At 70.8% G+C, this 15055-nt stretch carries 15 protein-coding genes; 12 read left to right on the forward strand and 3 right to left on the reverse strand.

Features of this window, described 5'->3' with window-relative positions:
- Position 1 precedes the first annotated feature (1 nt).
- Positions 2 to 1432 (forward strand): NAD(P)H-hydrate dehydratase, encoded by a 1431-nt coding sequence (locus tag ABZX12_RS33895; RefSeq protein ID WP_355699512.1) that lies wholly within the window; start codon positions 2 to 4, stop codon positions 1430 to 1432.
- A 79-nt stretch (positions 1433 to 1511) separates the two neighbouring features.
- Complete coding sequence (locus tag ABZX12_RS33900; protein WP_355699513.1) at positions 1512 to 4460, forward strand: PIG-L family deacetylase; 2949 nt, start codon at positions 1512 to 1514, stop codon at positions 4458 to 4460.
- On the opposite strand, the gene ABZX12_RS33905 is transcribed toward ABZX12_RS33900, so the two are convergent.
- Both ABZX12_RS33905 and ABZX12_RS33910 read right to left on the reverse strand, forming a co-directional pair.
- Complete coding sequence (locus ABZX12_RS33905; protein ID WP_355699514.1) at positions 4409 to 4897, reverse strand: hypothetical protein; 489 nt, start codon at positions 4895 to 4897, stop codon at positions 4409 to 4411. The genes ABZX12_RS33900 and ABZX12_RS33905 overlap by 52 nt on opposite strands.
- 5 nt (positions 4898 to 4902) lie before the next feature.
- Entirely contained in the window at positions 4903 to 5688 is a 786-nt protein-coding gene (locus tag ABZX12_RS33910) for an META domain-containing protein (protein ID WP_355699515.1), read from the reverse strand.
- Positions 5689 to 5907: 219 nt separating this feature from the next.
- Between ABZX12_RS33910 and ABZX12_RS33915 the strand changes: the two genes are divergently transcribed.
- The 10 genes from ABZX12_RS33915 (at position 5908) to ABZX12_RS33960 (ending at position 14631) form a co-directional block, all read left to right on the forward strand.
- Positions 5908 to 7152 carry a hypothetical protein gene (locus ABZX12_RS33915; RefSeq protein ID WP_355699516.1) on the forward strand — a complete coding sequence of 415 codons (1245 nt, stop codon included), beginning with the start codon at positions 5908 to 5910 and terminating at the stop codon, positions 7150 to 7152.
- A 65-nt stretch (positions 7153 to 7217) separates the two neighbouring features.
- Entirely contained in the window at positions 7218 to 7859 is a 642-nt protein-coding gene (locus tag ABZX12_RS33920) for an HAD-IA family hydrolase (protein WP_355699517.1), read from the forward strand.
- Positions 7860 to 7874: 15 nt separating this feature from the next.
- Positions 7875 to 9053, forward strand: coding sequence for an alanine racemase (alr, locus tag ABZX12_RS33925; RefSeq protein WP_355699518.1), 1179 nt, complete (start codon positions 7875 to 7877; stop codon positions 9051 to 9053).
- A 6-nt stretch (positions 9054 to 9059) separates the two neighbouring features.
- A complete protein-coding gene (locus ABZX12_RS33930) occupies positions 9060 to 10178 on the forward strand; it encodes an alpha/beta hydrolase (protein ID WP_355699519.1) in 1119 nt (372 codons plus the stop codon).
- A complete protein-coding gene (gene tsaE, locus ABZX12_RS33935; RefSeq protein ID WP_355699520.1) occupies positions 10175 to 11098 on the forward strand; it encodes a tRNA (adenosine(37)-N6)-threonylcarbamoyltransferase complex ATPase subunit type 1 TsaE in 924 nt (307 codons plus the stop codon). The genes ABZX12_RS33930 and tsaE overlap by 4 nt, the downstream gene beginning before the upstream one ends.
- A gap of 171 nt (positions 11099 to 11269) precedes the next feature.
- Complete coding sequence (gene tsaB, locus ABZX12_RS33940) at positions 11270 to 11938, forward strand: tRNA (adenosine(37)-N6)-threonylcarbamoyltransferase complex dimerization subunit type 1 TsaB (RefSeq protein WP_355699521.1); 669 nt, start codon at positions 11270 to 11272, stop codon at positions 11936 to 11938.
- Positions 11935 to 12384, forward strand: a complete 450-nt coding sequence (locus ABZX12_RS33945) for a GNAT family N-acetyltransferase (RefSeq protein ID WP_355699522.1) — start codon at positions 11935 to 11937, stop codon at positions 12382 to 12384. Before tsaB ends, ABZX12_RS33945 begins: the two co-directional genes overlap by 4 nt.
- Positions 12381 to 13439, forward strand: a complete 1059-nt coding sequence (gene tsaD / locus ABZX12_RS33950) for a tRNA (adenosine(37)-N6)-threonylcarbamoyltransferase complex transferase subunit TsaD (protein WP_355699523.1) — start codon at positions 12381 to 12383, stop codon at positions 13437 to 13439. The genes ABZX12_RS33945 and tsaD overlap by 4 nt, the downstream gene beginning before the upstream one ends.
- Positions 13436 to 13882: a GNAT family N-acetyltransferase gene (locus ABZX12_RS33955; RefSeq protein ID WP_355699524.1), complete on the forward strand. Its 447-nt coding sequence runs from the start codon at positions 13436 to 13438 to the stop codon at positions 13880 to 13882. The genes tsaD and ABZX12_RS33955 overlap by 4 nt, the downstream gene beginning before the upstream one ends.
- Positions 13879 to 14631: an alpha/beta hydrolase gene (locus tag ABZX12_RS33960; protein ID WP_355699525.1), complete on the forward strand. Its 753-nt coding sequence runs from the start codon at positions 13879 to 13881 to the stop codon at positions 14629 to 14631. Before ABZX12_RS33955 ends, ABZX12_RS33960 begins: the two co-directional genes overlap by 4 nt.
- A 20-nt stretch (positions 14632 to 14651) precedes the next feature.
- On the opposite strand, the gene ABZX12_RS33965 is transcribed toward ABZX12_RS33960, so the two are convergent.
- Entirely contained in the window at positions 14652 to 15047 is a 396-nt protein-coding gene (locus tag ABZX12_RS33965) for a hypothetical protein (protein WP_355699526.1), read from the reverse strand.
- Positions 15048 to 15055: the final 8 nt, after the last annotated feature.

Raw genomic sequence — 15055 nt, forward strand, 5'->3', positions numbered from 1 at the left:
CATGCGGCACGCGCACACCGTGGAGCAGGTCCGCTCGGCCGAGGCCGAGCTGATGGCGAGGCTGCCCGAGGGCACGCTCATGCAGCGCGCCGCCGGTGGTCTGGCGGTTGCCATCAGCAACTTCCTCGGCGGCACGTACGGCGCCCGCGTGGTGCTGCTGATCGGCTCCGGCGACAACGGTGGCGACGCGCTGTACGCCGGAGCGCGGCTGGCTCGTCGCGGCGCGAAAGTCACGGCCGTACTCCTTTCGCCCACGGTGCACGAGCGGGGTCTTGCGGCGTTGACGGAAGCCGGCGGGCGTGGCGTCTCGACGACCGGTGAAGTCTCCGCCGAGATCTCCAGGGCCGTCGAGGAGGAAATCGCCACCGCCGACGTCGTGGTCGACGGGATCGTGGGCATCGGCGGGCGGCCGGGCCTGCGCCCCGACGCGCTGGCGACGGTGCGGTCGGCCGAGCGGTACGGGATACCGATCGTCGCCGTGGACACGCCGTCCGGGGTCGACGTGGACACTGGAGAGACGCCCGAGCCGCATGTCGATGCGGCGCTCACCGTGACGTTCGGCACGCACAAGATCTGCCACTTCGTCGACCCGGCCGCGACCGCCTGCGGCCCGGTGCACCTCGTCGACATCGGTCTTGATCCCCCGCCCGCCGAGGTGCAGGCCTTCCAGGCATCCGACGTACGAGCGCTGTACCCCGTCCCGCGCGGCGAGTCCGACAAGTACTCCCGCGGCGTCCTCGGCCTGATGGTCGGCTCCGCGCAGTACCCGGGCGCGGCGGTGATCGCCACCTCCGGCGCGCTCGCCGGCCCGGTCGGCATGGTGCGCTACGTCGGCCCGGACGCGGTCGCGCGCGCCGTGCGCGAGGCGCATCCGGAGGTCGTCGGCGACGGCCGCGTGCAGGCCTGGACGATCGGCTCCGGGCTCGGCGACGACCTGGACGTCCCGCGGATCCGCGAGCTGCTCGACGCCGACGAGCCCGTCGTCCTGGACGCCGACGGCCTGAAGGCGCTCGACGACTCCGGCGACCACGTCAACGTCCTCGCGACCCCGCACGCCGGCGAGCTGTCCCGTCTCCTCGGCGTCGACCGAGCAACCGTCGAGGCCGAGCGGCTGAAGCACGCCCGGCTGGCCGCCGAGCGGTTCGACGTGACCGTCCTGCTCAAGGGCTCGACCACGGTGATCGCGAGCCCCGACGGCGAAGTACGGGTGAACACGAACGCCACCCCGTGGCTCGCCACCGCCGGCGCCGGCGACGTCCTCGCCGGCCTCTGCGGTTCGCTCCTGGCTGCTGGTCTGTCCACTCTGGACGCGGCCGCCGCGGGCGCGTACCTGCACGCTGCCGCAGCCAACCTCGCCTCGGGCGGCGGGCCGGTTACGGCCATGACCGTCGCGCGGGCCCTTCCCGAGGTGACTCGCCGCCTCCTGAGCTGAGGCGCGCGATTGGTGTTGCGGGCGCGGGGAGGCGGACGTAGGACTGGAGCGTTGCCTCCGCCGCCCTTGGAGTGTGCTCGTGAAGCGATTCGTGGGGTTCGTGGTCCTGGTCGTCTCGGCTGTCCTGGCTGTCCTGCCGCTGCCGGCGCACGCGCAGCAGGCGCGGCCGTACGTCGCCGACGCGCGGACGAAGATCGACGTGATGGGGGAGTGGGCCCATCCCGACGACGACACCAGCATCATCGGCCCGTGCGGTGTCTGGCATCAGTTGTACAGCGTCAAGTGCGGCGTGATCATGGTGACCCGCGGCGAGGGCGGCGGGAACGCGACCGGCCCCGAACTCGGCCCCGACCTCGGTCTGCGGCGCGAGAACGAGGACCGGGTCGCGCACTACCGCTCCGGGACCGTCGACATCTTCAACCTCGACCGGATCGACTTCTTCTACAACCAGAGCGCACCGCTGACGCAGTACTTCTGGGACGAGCAGGAAACGCTCCGCCGGGTCACGCGGGTGATCCGCGAGACGCAGCCGGAGATCTACATCGGCTTCACGCCGACCCTGGCCGCCGGCCACGGAAACCACCAGCAGGCCGGTCGGCTGATCTGGGAAGGCGTGCTCGCGGCAGCGGATCCGGCCAGGTTTCCCGAGCAACTGAAGGGCCCGCACGCCCTCAGCACCTGGCAGGTGAAGAAGGTCTTCTCCGGCGGGAGCACCGCGGGCACCGGCGGTACGACGGCGTCGGCGAACTGCACCACCGGATTCACCCCGACCGGCCTCGACACGGTCACCGGAGTGTGGACCGGCTACAACTCGCCGTACACCTGGCCGGCCGGCAACTCGCAGGGGCAGCCGGCCGGGACGCCGAAGATCTGGCAGCAGGTCGCCGACGAGGGCCGCGCGGCGTACCCGACGCAGAGCCGCGTGATGTACAAGGGCACGTCGGCGCCGGCCTGTCCGCGCTTCGGGATGACCGAGTCGTTCGTGCCGTTCCAGCCGAACAGCAGCCCGCTCGCCGGCCGCGACGACGCGATCCTGTTCGGTGCGAAGAAGCCTGATCCGGGCGGGTTGCCGCTGGGAGCGCTGGAGTACATCACGTTCTCGCGGTTCTACAACGTCGCCGGTGAACCGTTCCAGGCGACCGTGCACCTGCGGGCACCCGACGGAAAGCTTGCTGCTGGCAACGTTCAGCTCGGCGTTCCGGCGGGCTGGTCGGTGGACGGTCCGCGGCAGGTGCAGCCGAAGCAGTCGGCCGACCTGACGTTCACCGTCACGCCCGCCGCCGCTGCGACGGTCGACCAGAACGCCAAGGTTTCCGCGCTCTACACGACGACCGACCACGCGACGGGCTACACGGAAAACGTTGTACGAATCGTTTCCGCCGCCGAGGGACGTTTCCGGCGCTGGGGAAACTGGCAGGAGTACGACGAGTGGCTGCAGAACACCGCACCGCAGGCCAGCCGGCTCGGCCGCTCCCAGGCGATCCAGTCGATGGGCATCGGACAGACCATCGACGTACCGGTCGTCGTCCACAACTGGTCCGCCAAGCAGCAGACAGGCGCGGTGTCGCTCGATCTCCCGGCGAACTTCACCGTCGACGCGAACGCCAAGCCGTACGATCTGGCACCCGGCGCGGACGCGACCGTCACGTTCCAGCTCACCAACACCGACGCGACCCTGCCGGCCCAGCAGAACGTCAGCATCCCGATCCGCACCGCCACCGGCAGCGAGACCCTCACCCTCACCCTCGTGCCGACCACGGTCATCCCGCAGACAGCACAGGCTCCGATCGTCGACGGGAAGGCCGATCCGGGGGAGTACCCGGGCCCGACGCTCGACCTCGGCCGGATCTGGCAGGGCGCGAGCGGTTGCACCGGCGTCGACGACTGCGGTGTGTCCGCGACCGGCGCCGGCAGCACCGCGAAGGTGAGCCGCTCCGACGACGCGCTGTACTTCTTCGTCCACGTCCGCGACGACTTCCAGTCGTACGCCGTGACGCCGGCCGAATGTGTCGGCCACTGGCAGGCCGACTCCGTCGAGATCCTGCTCGACCCGCGCGGCACCGCGTCGCAGGACCTCAAAGACACGGCGAACACCTTCAAGCTCGGCATCTTCCCCTTCACCCAGACCGGAGCACCGTGCTGGGAACGGGACGCCGACAACCACCAGGGCTATTCGAGCGGCGCGCTCGACACCGGCAACGCGCCCGGCGTCCAGGTCGCGTCGACGGCGCAGTGGGTCGGGAGCAACGAGACGACCGTGCCGCACGCCTACACCGGCGGCGGGTACGACCTCGAGGTGAAGATCCCGCTCGCGGACCTGCCGGCCGCGGTCGACCCGTCGCGGCTCGGGCTGAACATCACGCCGTACGACAACGACGACACGTCGGCGCCCGGTACGACGACGCTGCGGCACATCGACATGAGCACCCGGCTCGGCTGGTCGGCGCTCGGATCCGTGCAGTCCGACCCGTACCGCTGGGGCCTCGCCACGCTCCCCGGCTACACACCGCCCGCGGACCGCCCGACCACGCCGGCGCCGCCCGACGTGTCGAACCCGAACCTCAACGGCGCACTGTCACCGCAAACGATTGCGCAGTCCGCGCGCAACGGCGTACCGATCTCCGGCCGGGTGCCGGCCGACGACCTCCGGATCCTGTCCGCCACGGCGCATGGCAACGCCGTCCAGCTGGTCACGTCGTCGAAGGGCAGCGGCACCGCGCGGGCGTTCCTGACCAGTGGGGACCTCGGAGCGATCCCGGTGTGGACGACGTCGTGTACGGCGGACCCGCCGCCGGACTACGGGTTCACGCCGTGTGCGATCACCGACGGGGCGACGCCGCCGTGGTCACCGGACATGAGCGGTCACCTGGTGCAGCAGGCCACGCAGCAGGTCACGCGCGGCGTCCAGCAGTGGACAATCCCGTTGACCGCGGCCCAACGTCAGCAGTTGCGGGACCGCGGCCACCTGCTGATCTCCTACGAGACGACGAACAACGAGGTCCAGGCCTTCGACATCCGCATCGCGTAGCCCGCCGCCTCGCGGACCTGCTCGCTCGGGTGTACGAGAGTCCGTTCCAGCAGGTCCGCGGTAGCGGGCTCGGCCGCACCGCCGCCTGTTGCCATCAGCAACGGAACGAGGCCGTACGGATCCGTGTCCAGGGACAGCTGCGAGCGCAGGACCGGTTCGGTCCAGGTCAGGGTGTGCCGGTTGACGGCTTCGGTGACCGCGGCAGTGCGTTCGGCCGAGCGCAGCCGGAGGAAGAGCGCCTTGGCCCCGGCGCACTCCACCTCGACGATCTGCTCGTCGCCGGCCGCGAAGACGGTGCCGACGTCGGTGCGACCGAGCCGCTCGAAGGTGGTACCGGTCGCGAGCGTGATCGCGGTCAGCAGATCCTTGTCCAACCAGTCGTCCGGCCGGATGACCAGACCTGTCCAGTGCTGCCCGCTCGCGGGCTCCTCACTCACTCGCGTCAGCGTAGCGCGGTGAAGTCCAAGCCGCCGGAGGAGGAGCGCAACTGCAGCGTCGAGCCGTCGATCGTGTAAGTCAGCTCGCCCTTCAATCCCTTCAGCACAACGGATTCCAGTGTGGCCACGGCGCCGGCGCAGGCCCGCCGGGTGGTCGCGAGTTCGCCGAAGGTCAGCGTGCCGGTCCCGCGCGCGACCGTGCCCTGGAACTCGTTGCATCCGGTCGAGCCGGTGACCCGCTCGCCGTTCAGCGTCATCCAGGCCTTCTCGGAACCGACCTGGTGCGACGCGGACTCGCCGGTGACGACGGTGGACAGCGCCCACTTCGTCCCGTCGAGCGCGAGGTCCGGTTCCGCGGTCTGCCGGTCCAGCAGCGAGATCGTCGTACTGTCCGTGGACAGTTCGAGTTTGTCGCCGTCGAGCTTCCAGGCCGGCTTGGCCGCGATGACGCTGCCCATCCAGGCGTCCTGGCTCTGGAGCGGCTCCATGCAGCCGATCAGTGTCGACGTGATCTGCTTGTCCAGGACCAGCCGGCCGTCGCTCGTCGACACCTTCGCCTGTGACGAGTTGCAACCGGCGTCGAAGGACAGCCGGCCGTCCTCGGTGAACTCCAGCCGGATCCGGGTCCGCGGAGCAAGTGCTCGCGGTTTCCCGTTCTCGGTCACCGAGGTGGACAAGAACGTCCGCCCGGTCAGCGCGGCGCCGTCCCGTGCGCCGTCCCCGGAGCCGGTCCCGGCCTCGGTCCCGCACGCGGTCAGTAGGAGCAGAGCCGTCGCGGAGAGTGAGATCATCCGTGTGTTCACACTCTGAGGACGCTGCCGGCAGCGCTCGCGTTGCAGGTGAAGCCTCCGTTAATTCAGGACCCGGGGTTGACATCGGTTGGTCACGGTTGGATAACGTCAGGCGCCGTACGCGAGAGCAACCTTCCTGGGGAACCAACCGACGAGCTGGTCACCTGGTAGCACTGGGGCAACACCGGGCGGACCGTCAGACAGACAGGAACGTTACGAATGCCCCCCACCTCCCGATCATTCCGGAGTCGCACCCTCCTCCCGGCGGCCGTCCTCGCGGTCGGCGTGCTGGTCGCGGCGCCGATCGTCGTGCACGCGAGCAAGGACTCGCCGGTCGCGACCGCGAACGCCGCGGACAGCACGGTGACCGCCCTGCCCAGTGCCGGACGTGTGGAGACCTGCGTCCTGGACGCGTACTCCGGATGCACGGTCCTGCACGGCTTCGGCCAGAAGCCGGTCGCGATCACCGCGACCCCCTCCGGCCCCGCGATGCTGTCGATCGACCCGAGCCGCACGACGGACCAGAGCTACCGGCTCCGCGCACTCCGGTACGACGGCAACCGGTACGCGGCCGGCACCAAGCTGACGTACACGGCGCACTACGACTTCGCGGCGGTAGCGGGTCAACCCACGACCCCGGCGCCGTCCACCACCACGACACCGACCAAGCCGCCGACGTCCAGCACCCCCACCGCGACACCGACGCAAACCACCACCACACCGACCGAACCGCCCACGTCGAGCCCGTCCACCAGCACACCGACGAGCCCGCCGAGCAGTACTCCGACGAGCACGCCGACCGGGACCAAGAGCTGCACCAACCCGGGCTGGGTCACCACGGCGACCGGCAACGCCGGCGAGGGCCGGACCTACGGCCAGTACTACGTGCACAACAACATGTGGAACAACCACAACGGCACGTACACGATGTCGGTCTGCAACTACGACAACTGGTTCGAGGACGTCACGCAGCCGAAGCCCGGTGACCTCGGCGTCCAGGCGTACCCGAACGTGCACAAGGACTACGCCGACTTCCCGCTCGCGCGGATCCAGTCGGCGAAGTTCGCCGCCACCGCGCCGAGCTGCTCGGGCTGCATCTACAACGTGGCGTTCGACATCTGGATCAACAACGGCTTCGAGAACGAGCTGATGATCTGGACGCAGAACTCCGGCCAGACCCCGGCCGGCTCGAAGATCGGCACCACGACGATCGGCGGCCAGCAGTACGAGGTCTGGAAGACCGACGGCGCGAACACCCCGGGCGGCATCTTCACCTACAAGTCGGTGAACACCCAGACCGCCGGCACGATGCCGTTGCAGTCGTTCTTCCAGGACCTGGAAGCCCGGAAGTGGATCCCGGCGAACTCCACCACCTGGCAGGTCGACTACGGCGTGGAGGTCGTCTCCACCAACAACACCAAGCAGCGCTTCACCTTCACCGATTTCTCCATCCAGGAGAGCTGACCCCTCGCGCTCTCGCGTACCCGGCGGCCACCGTGCTTTCACGGTGGCCGCATAGGGTTCTGACTGTGACGGAACTGGTGATCTTCGACAACGACGGTGTGCTGGTGGACTCCGAGCGGCTGGCCAACACGATCCTGGCCGAGCTGCTCACCGAGGCGGGGCTGCCGTATACGTTCGAGGAGGCGGTGCGGGACTTCATGGGCGGGTCCATGGCCTCGATGCGCCGGACGGCGGAGGCGCGGCTCGGGCGGCCGTTGCCGGCCGATCTCGAGGACCGCTATCACCAGCGGCTGTTCGACGGGTTCGCGAACCTGCGGGCGATCGAGGGCGTCGAGGCGGTCCTCGACCACCTGGACGACCGCGGCGTGACCTACTGCCTGGCCTCGTCCGGCACCCATCGGCGGATCCGTACGGCGTTGACCGCGGTCGGTTTCCTGCACCGGTTCGAAGGCCGGATCTTCAGCGCCGAGGACGTCGCACACGGCAAGCCCGCCCCCGACCTGTTCCTGCACGCGGCCGCCGCGATGAGCGTGAAGCCGGTCGACTGCCTGGTGATCGAGGACAGCCCGCTCGGCGTCGCCGCCGCGGTCGCCGCCGGGATGAAGGTCTTCGGGTACGCCGGCATGACCGACCCCGCGAAACTTTCCGATGCGGACACGGTTTTCCACACCATGACCGCCCTGGCGGCCTTGATCGACGCCGCCTGAGACACTGGATTGACCATGCCTACTCCTCAGTCACGCCCGGTCCGCGCCGAGGCGGTGGTCGATCTGGCCGCGATCCGTCACAATGTGACCACGCTGCGTGCCCGCGCCGCGGGTGCGCAGCTGATGGCCGTGGTCAAGGCCGACGGGTACGGGCACGGGATGGTCCCGGTCGCCCGGGCGGCCCGGGAGGCCGGCGCCGACTGGATCGGCGCCGCCGTACTCGAAGAGGCGCTCGCGCTGCGCGAGGCCGGTGACACTGGGCCGATCTTCTGCTGGCTGACCACGCCCGGCGAGCCGCTCGAGGACGCCATCGAGGCCGGGATCGACCTGTCGGCCGGGGCGCCGTGGGAGATCGACGAGCTCGCCGCGGGTGTGCAGGACCGTCCGGCGCGGGTGCACCTGAAGATCGACACCGGCCTGTCCCGCGGTGGCGCCGTACCGGAGGAGTGGCCGGCGCTGATCCGCGCCGCCGTCCGCGAGCAGGCCGCCGGGCGGATCGAGATCAAGGGCATCTGGTCGCATCTGGCGTCCTCGGACGAGCCGAAGAGCCCGGTGAACGAGTCGCAGCTGGCGACGTTCAGCGAGGCGATCGAGGTGGCCGAGTCGTTCGGCGTCGACGCCGAGTTCAAGCACCTTGCCAACTCCGGGGCCACGCTGGCGCTGCCGGAGACCCATTTCGACCTGGTCCGGCCGGGCGTCGCGACGTACGGGCTGTCGCCGTTCGGGCATGCCTTGCCGTCGGCCGAGCTCGGGCTGAAGCCGGCGATGACGCTGAAGGCGCGGCTGGCGATGGTGAAGCGGGTGCCGGAGGGCGCAGGCGTCTCGTACGGGCTGACCTGGACCGCGCCGCGGCCGTCGACACTCGGTCTGGTCCCGCTCGGGTACGGCGACGGCCTGCCGCGGCACGCCTCGAACGGCGGCCCGGTCCAGGTGCACGGTCGGCGCCGGGCGATCGTCGGCCGGATCTGCATGGACCAGTGCGTCGTCGATCTCGAGGACGACGAGGCCGCGGCGGGCGACGAGGTCGTGCTGTTCGGCCCGGGGACGGCGGGTGAGCCGACCGCGGACGACTGGGCCGACGCGGCCGGGACCATCAACTACGAGATCGTGACCCGGCTGGGTGCGCGGATCCCGCGCAGGTACGTCGACAGCGCTCAGGATCTCACCGGTTCTGCTGCTCCGGCCGAAAGGTAGGCCGGCATGTCCAAAGCAAGTCGGACTGCCGGTCTGATCGGGGCCGCGGTCGGCGTGCTGGCCGCGGGCGCCGCGGCCGGTGTCGCGGTCGAGCGTCAGGTGATCGGGCGGCGCTCGGGCCAGCGCAAGCAGCTGGAGGCGGAGCCCTTCGGTTCGCAGCGTGGGACGCCGTACGTCTTCACCGCCGACGACGGCGTCGAGCTGTACGTCGAGGTGGACGAACTCAAGCGTTCCCGGCGGCCCGCGCCACCGCCGAAGCGGCGGCTAGGCCGGAAGTTGCCGCTGCCGCCCGAGGACCTGACGGTGATCTTCGCGCACGGGTACGGCCTGAACCTGGACGCCTGGCACTTCGAGCGCCGCGACCTGACCGGAATCGGCACGATGGTCTTCTACGACCAGCGCTCGCACGGACGCTCCGGCCGGTCGCCCAAGGAAGGCGTCAGCATCGAGCAGCTCGGCAAGGACCTCTACGGGATCCTGGAGCGGTTCGCGCCGACCGGTCCGGTGATCCTGATCGGTCACTCGATGGGCGGCATGACGATCATGGCGCTCGCCGAGCAGCATCCGGAGCTGTTCGGCGACCGGGTGATCGGCGTCGGTCTCTGCTCGACCAGCGCCGGCGGGCTGGACCAGGTCCCGATCGTGTTCCCCGGCAAGGTCGGCCGGCTGGCGCGGGCGCTCGCGACGCCGACGGTCGCCGCGCTGGCCCGGATCCCGGACGTGGTGGAGCGCAGCCGGAAGGCCGGGACGGACCTCAGCTACCTGCTCACCCGGAAGTACTCGTTCGGCTCCGAGGTGCCGCCGGCGTTCACCGAGTTCGTCAACGAGATGATCGCGGCGACGCCGATCGAGGTGATCGCGGACTTCTACCCGATCTTCGCGCTGCACGACAAGTTCGAGGCGCTGGAGCCGCTCCAGAAGGTGGAGTGCGTCGTGATCGGCGGTGACCGGGACCACCTGACGCCGTTCGCCCATGCCGAGGAGATCGTCCGGCGGGTGCCCGGCGCCGAGCTGGTCGAGGTGAAGAACTGCGGCCACCTCGGCCTGATCGAGCACCACCGGGAGTTCACCGCCGCCCTCCTTGGGATGATCGAGCGAGCCGAACAATCGTTGGGGGGGTCATGACCGACCTGCACGTCGTCGACGCGACTCCGGAGCACGCGGCGGAGATCGTGTCGGTGATCCACCACGCGTTCGCCGCGCGGCGGGTGCTCGATCCGCCCTCGACGCAGTTGTCCGAGAACGTCACGACCGTGGCGGCCGCGCTCGCGGAGCACGGCGGGCTGCTCGTGCTCAGCGACGGGGTGCCGCTCGGCGCGATGCTGTTCGAGCAGACCGGTGACGTCCTCAACCTGCGCCGCGTGTCGGTCGACCCGCGGTCCCAGGCCCGTGGCGTCGCCTCGGCGATGGTCGGCTGCGCCGAGGAGGTCGCCGTACGGCGGGGGCTCAACCGGGTGAACCTGATCGCGCGGGTCGAGCTGCCGGACACCGTGGAGTTCTGGCGCCGGCGTGGGTACTCCGTCGTCGACCAGCAGGCACACAACCTGACCTTCGCCAAGGCGATGCCCGTCGAGCTGGACGTGCCGACTTCGGACGACATGCGGGCGATCGGCGAGGAGCTGGCCGGGCAGCTGCGGGCGGGCGATGTGCTCGTGCTGTCCGGGGACCTCGGCGCGGGCAAGACGACGTTCACGCAAGGGCTCGGCGCCGGGCTGAAGGTGCGCGGCGCGATCACGTCGCCGACGTTCGTGATCTCGCGGGTGCATCCGTCGCTGGTCGACGGGCCCGCGCTGGTGCACGTCGACGCGTACCGGGTCGGGGGTTTCGCGGAGCTGGACGATCTGGACCTGGACGCCAGCCTGGAGGACGCGGTCACCGTCGTCGAATGGGGTCATGGCCTGGCCGAGGCGCTCGCGCCCGACCGGCTCGACATCGTGGTGACGCGCGGCGACGACGACACCGACGAGACGCGGGCGCTGCGGATCACCCCGGTGGGCCCGCGCTGGGCCACCTCCGGTGTCCGCGTCTCGGCACTGGAGAGATAGTGTCCCGTCGACGATGCTGCTCACACGCTAACGGCGCCCAGGCACGCACCTCGCTGCGTTGGACGAGCGTCCACGATGAACCCCGCATCGAGGGCGCTCGTCCGCCTTGCGATGCACGCACCTGGACACCGTCATCGTGCAACCAGCATCGCCGACGGGACACTGACTGACATGCTGCTTGCCTTCGACACCTCGAGTGCCGCGGTCACGGTCGCGCTGGCGACGCCGGCCGGTGAGATCGTCGCGTCGTCGACGACCGTCGACGCGCTGCGGCACGGCGAGCTGCTCGCGCCCGCGATCGCGTCGGCGCTGGACACGGCCGGAGCCGGCCCGCGCGACCTGACCGGGATCGCGGTCGGCGTCGGTCCCGGCCCGTTCACCGGCCTGCGGGTCGGGCTGGTGACGGCCCGGACGATGGGCGAGGTGCTGGGCATCGAGGTCTCCGGCGTCTGCAGCCTCGACATCCTCGCGCGCCAGTCGTCGCTGACCCTGCCGGTCGCGGTCGCCACGGACGCGCGCCGCAAGGAGATCTACTGGGCGCTGTACGACGGGCCGGCCGCGGACGGGAGTCGCCGGCGGCTGGAGGGGCCCGCGGTCGACAAGCCGGCCGACGTCGCCCACGTGCTGTCCGGGCTGCCCGTCATCGGCCGAGGTGCTGTTCTGTACGGCGACGTGCTGGGTCTGCCGCCGGCGGCCGATGACGCGGTTGCCGAGTATCCGTCGGCCGAGGTGCTCGCGACCGGTGTGGCGACCGGGACCTTGGTGGTCGTCGAGCCGGAGCCGATGTACCTGCGCCGCCCGGATGTGACCATGTCCGCCGGGCCGAAGAGCGTGCTGTGAGACCTGCCATCCGGCCTGTGCGCGCGGACGACCTGCCGGCACTGGTCGCGCTCGACGAGGTGTGCTTCGGCTCGGACGCCTGGAGTGCGGGCGCGTGGGCGGACGAGTTCGAGCGGCTGTCCGAGGACCGGGTGATCCTGGTCGCGGACGAGGGCGCGGTCGTCGGGTACGCCGTACTGCTGGTGCCGCCGGTTGTGGAGGACGTGGTCGAGGTGCTGCGGATCGCGGTGACCCCGGCCGAGCGGCGGACCGGTATCGGTGGGCAGCTGCTGACGATCGCCCTGGATCGATGTGCGGGCCGGACGGTTCTGCTTGAAGTTGCCTCGGGCAATCAGTCGGCGCGGGCCCTGTACGCCGGGTTCGGGTTCGAGGAGATCAGCCGGCGGCCGGGGTACTACGGCGGCGGCGAGGACGCGGTGATCATGCGGTGGCGGGAGGAACTGTGAACGAGCCTTTGATCCTGGGGATCGAGACGTCGTGCGACGAGACCGGCGTCGGGATCGTGCGCGGGCAGACGCTGCTCGCCGATGCGGTCGCGTCCAGTGTCGAGGAGCACGCCCGGTTCGGCGGTGTCGTCCCCGAGGTGGCCAGTCGCGCGCACCTGGAGGCCATGGTGCCGACGATCCGGCGGGCCTGCGAGACCGCCGGGATCAAGCCGACCGATGTCGACGCGATCGCGGTGACCAGCGGCCCCGGGCTGGCTGGTGCGCTGCTCGTCGGTGTCGCGGCGGCCAAGGGCCTGGCGTTGTCGCTGGGCAAACCGATCTACGGCGTGAACCACCTCGCGGCGCATGTCGCGGTCGACACCTTGGAGCACGGCGACCTGCCGAAGGGCTGTGTCGCGATGCTGGTGTCCGGCGGGCATTCGTCGCTGCTCGCGGTCCATGACATCACTGACATCACCGACGGCGTCGTACCGATGGGCAGCACCATCGACGACGCGGCCGGGGAGGCGTTCGACAAGGTCGCGCGGGTGCTCGGGCTGCCGTTCCCGGGCGGGCCGTACATCGACAAGGCGGCGCGCGACGGCGGCGACCGGCTGTACGTGACGTTCCCGCGCGGGCTGACGTCGCAGCGCGACCTCGAGCGGCACCGGTTCGACTTCTCGTTCTCGGGGTTGAAGACCGCGGTCGCCCGCTGGGTCGAGGCGCGCCGCCGCGACGGCGAGGACGTGCCGGTGAACCATGTGGCCGCGGCCTTCCAGGAGGCGGTCTGCGACGTGCTGACCCGCAAGGCGATCGACGCCTGCAAGGACCGCGGGTTCGAGCACCTGCTGATCGGCGGCGGCGTCGCGGCGAACTCGCGGCTGCGGGCGATGGCCGAGGAACGGGCCGCCGCGGCCGGGATCGCCGTCCGGGTGCCGCGGCCGGGGCTGTGCACCGACAACGGCGCGATGGTCGCCGCGCTCGGTTCGGAACTGGTCCGGGCCGGGAAGCAGCCGTCGCCACTCGATCTCCCCGCCGATTCCTCGATGCCGATCACGGAGGTACTGAACAGATGAAGTGGACCGGGCCGGACGGTTTCGAGGCTGACGACACCGCCGAGCGCGTCGACGCCGCCGTCGTCCAGGGCTTCCTGAGTTCGTCGTACTGGGCACAGGGGATCCCGCGCGAGGTGGTGGACCGCGCGATCGCGGGATCGCTCAACCTCGGGGTGTACGACGCGGCCGGCGCGATGGTGGCGTACGCGCGGATGGTGACGGACCGGGCCACGTTCGCGTGGCTGGCCGACGTGTTCGTGCTGGAGTCGCACCGGGGGCACGGCCTCGGGCGGTTCGTCGTGTCGACGCTGCTGGAGCACCCGGACCTGAAGGGCCTGCGGCAGATCCTGCTGGCGACGGCCGACGCGCACGAGCTCTACCGCTCGTACGGCTTCACCGAGACGCCGCCCGGCCGGATGATGGCCATCCGCAAGGAGCCGACCGAGCTGTACAACCAGCTGTGAGCTGCCCGGGTGTCGACTTCGTCCGGCGCCCGGCCGGAGCGACGGATCTGGTGCTGCTCGCCCACGGCGGGTCGGAGCACTCGCACGCCGACCCGCATCGGTGGCGGCCCGCGCTGCTGCGGATGTGGCCGTTCGCGGTGGCCGCGCGCGCGGCGGCGCCGGGCGCTGCGATCGGGTTGCTGCGGTATCGCTTCCGCGGCTGGAACGACGCAGGCGACGCGGCCGTCGATCTGCGGACCGTCCTGGACGAGCTGCCGCCGGTGCTCTCGCGGGTGTTCCTGATCGGGCACTCGATGGGCGGGCGGGCGGTTGTTGCCGCGGGCGATCATCCTCGGGTGGCGGGCGTGCTCGGCCTGGCCCCGTGGCTGCCGGCCGGCGAGCCGCTCACCGCGCTGCGTCCGCCGGTCACCTTCGTCCACGGCACCGACGACAGGATGACCGATCCGGCGACGACGATGGCGTACGCCGGCCGGCTGCGCGCCGCCGGTACGCCAGTCACGACATATCTGGTACGCGCCGAAGGGCACGCGATGCTCCGCCGCGCCCCGGAGTGGAACCTGCTGGTCGCCGACTCCGTCAGAGCGGCCCTGGGCGGGTCGGCGTCGTCGGATCGGCAGGCCTCGCGCGATGTCGTGGTCGAAGAGCTGCCGGCAGGCCGGCACCGGACGTCGACGGCGGCCGCGGTCGGGGGGATCGCGATCGCGCGGCTCCGGTTGCCGATCCGGAGCCGCTTCCGCACCGGCCGGTGACTGCCGGTCTGTCGTGGTGGTCAGGCGGCCAGCCGGAAGTGCCGTCGGCCGTGGACCTTGGCGTCGATCAGCATGTGGTGGGACGTCGCGATCGCCCACAGGACCACCATCGCCGACATCAGTACGGCGAGGCCGATGTCGCTCGCGCTGATCAGCATCAGCAGACCCCCCGCGAAGGCGGCGGTCCCGAGCAACAAGGTGACGGCCAGGTAGGCCTTGTTGCCGTGCAGGAGCGCAGCGAATCCAGGAACCACGGCGATCAGCGATGCCGCGAATCCCAGCCCGAGCAGGACCGCGCCGGTGGCCCGGATGCCGTCCATCCAGGGCAGCGCGATGTCGACGAGCCACAGCACGTACAGCGCGACGGCCAGCGCCACGACACCGGTGGCGATCAGGTCTCGCTTCGGAACACGCATGACGAACA

It is taken from the genome of Kribbella sp. NPDC003505, assembly GCF_040610875.1.
In the GTDB taxonomy this organism is placed as follows: domain Bacteria; phylum Actinomycetota; class Actinomycetes; order Propionibacteriales; family Kribbellaceae; genus Kribbella.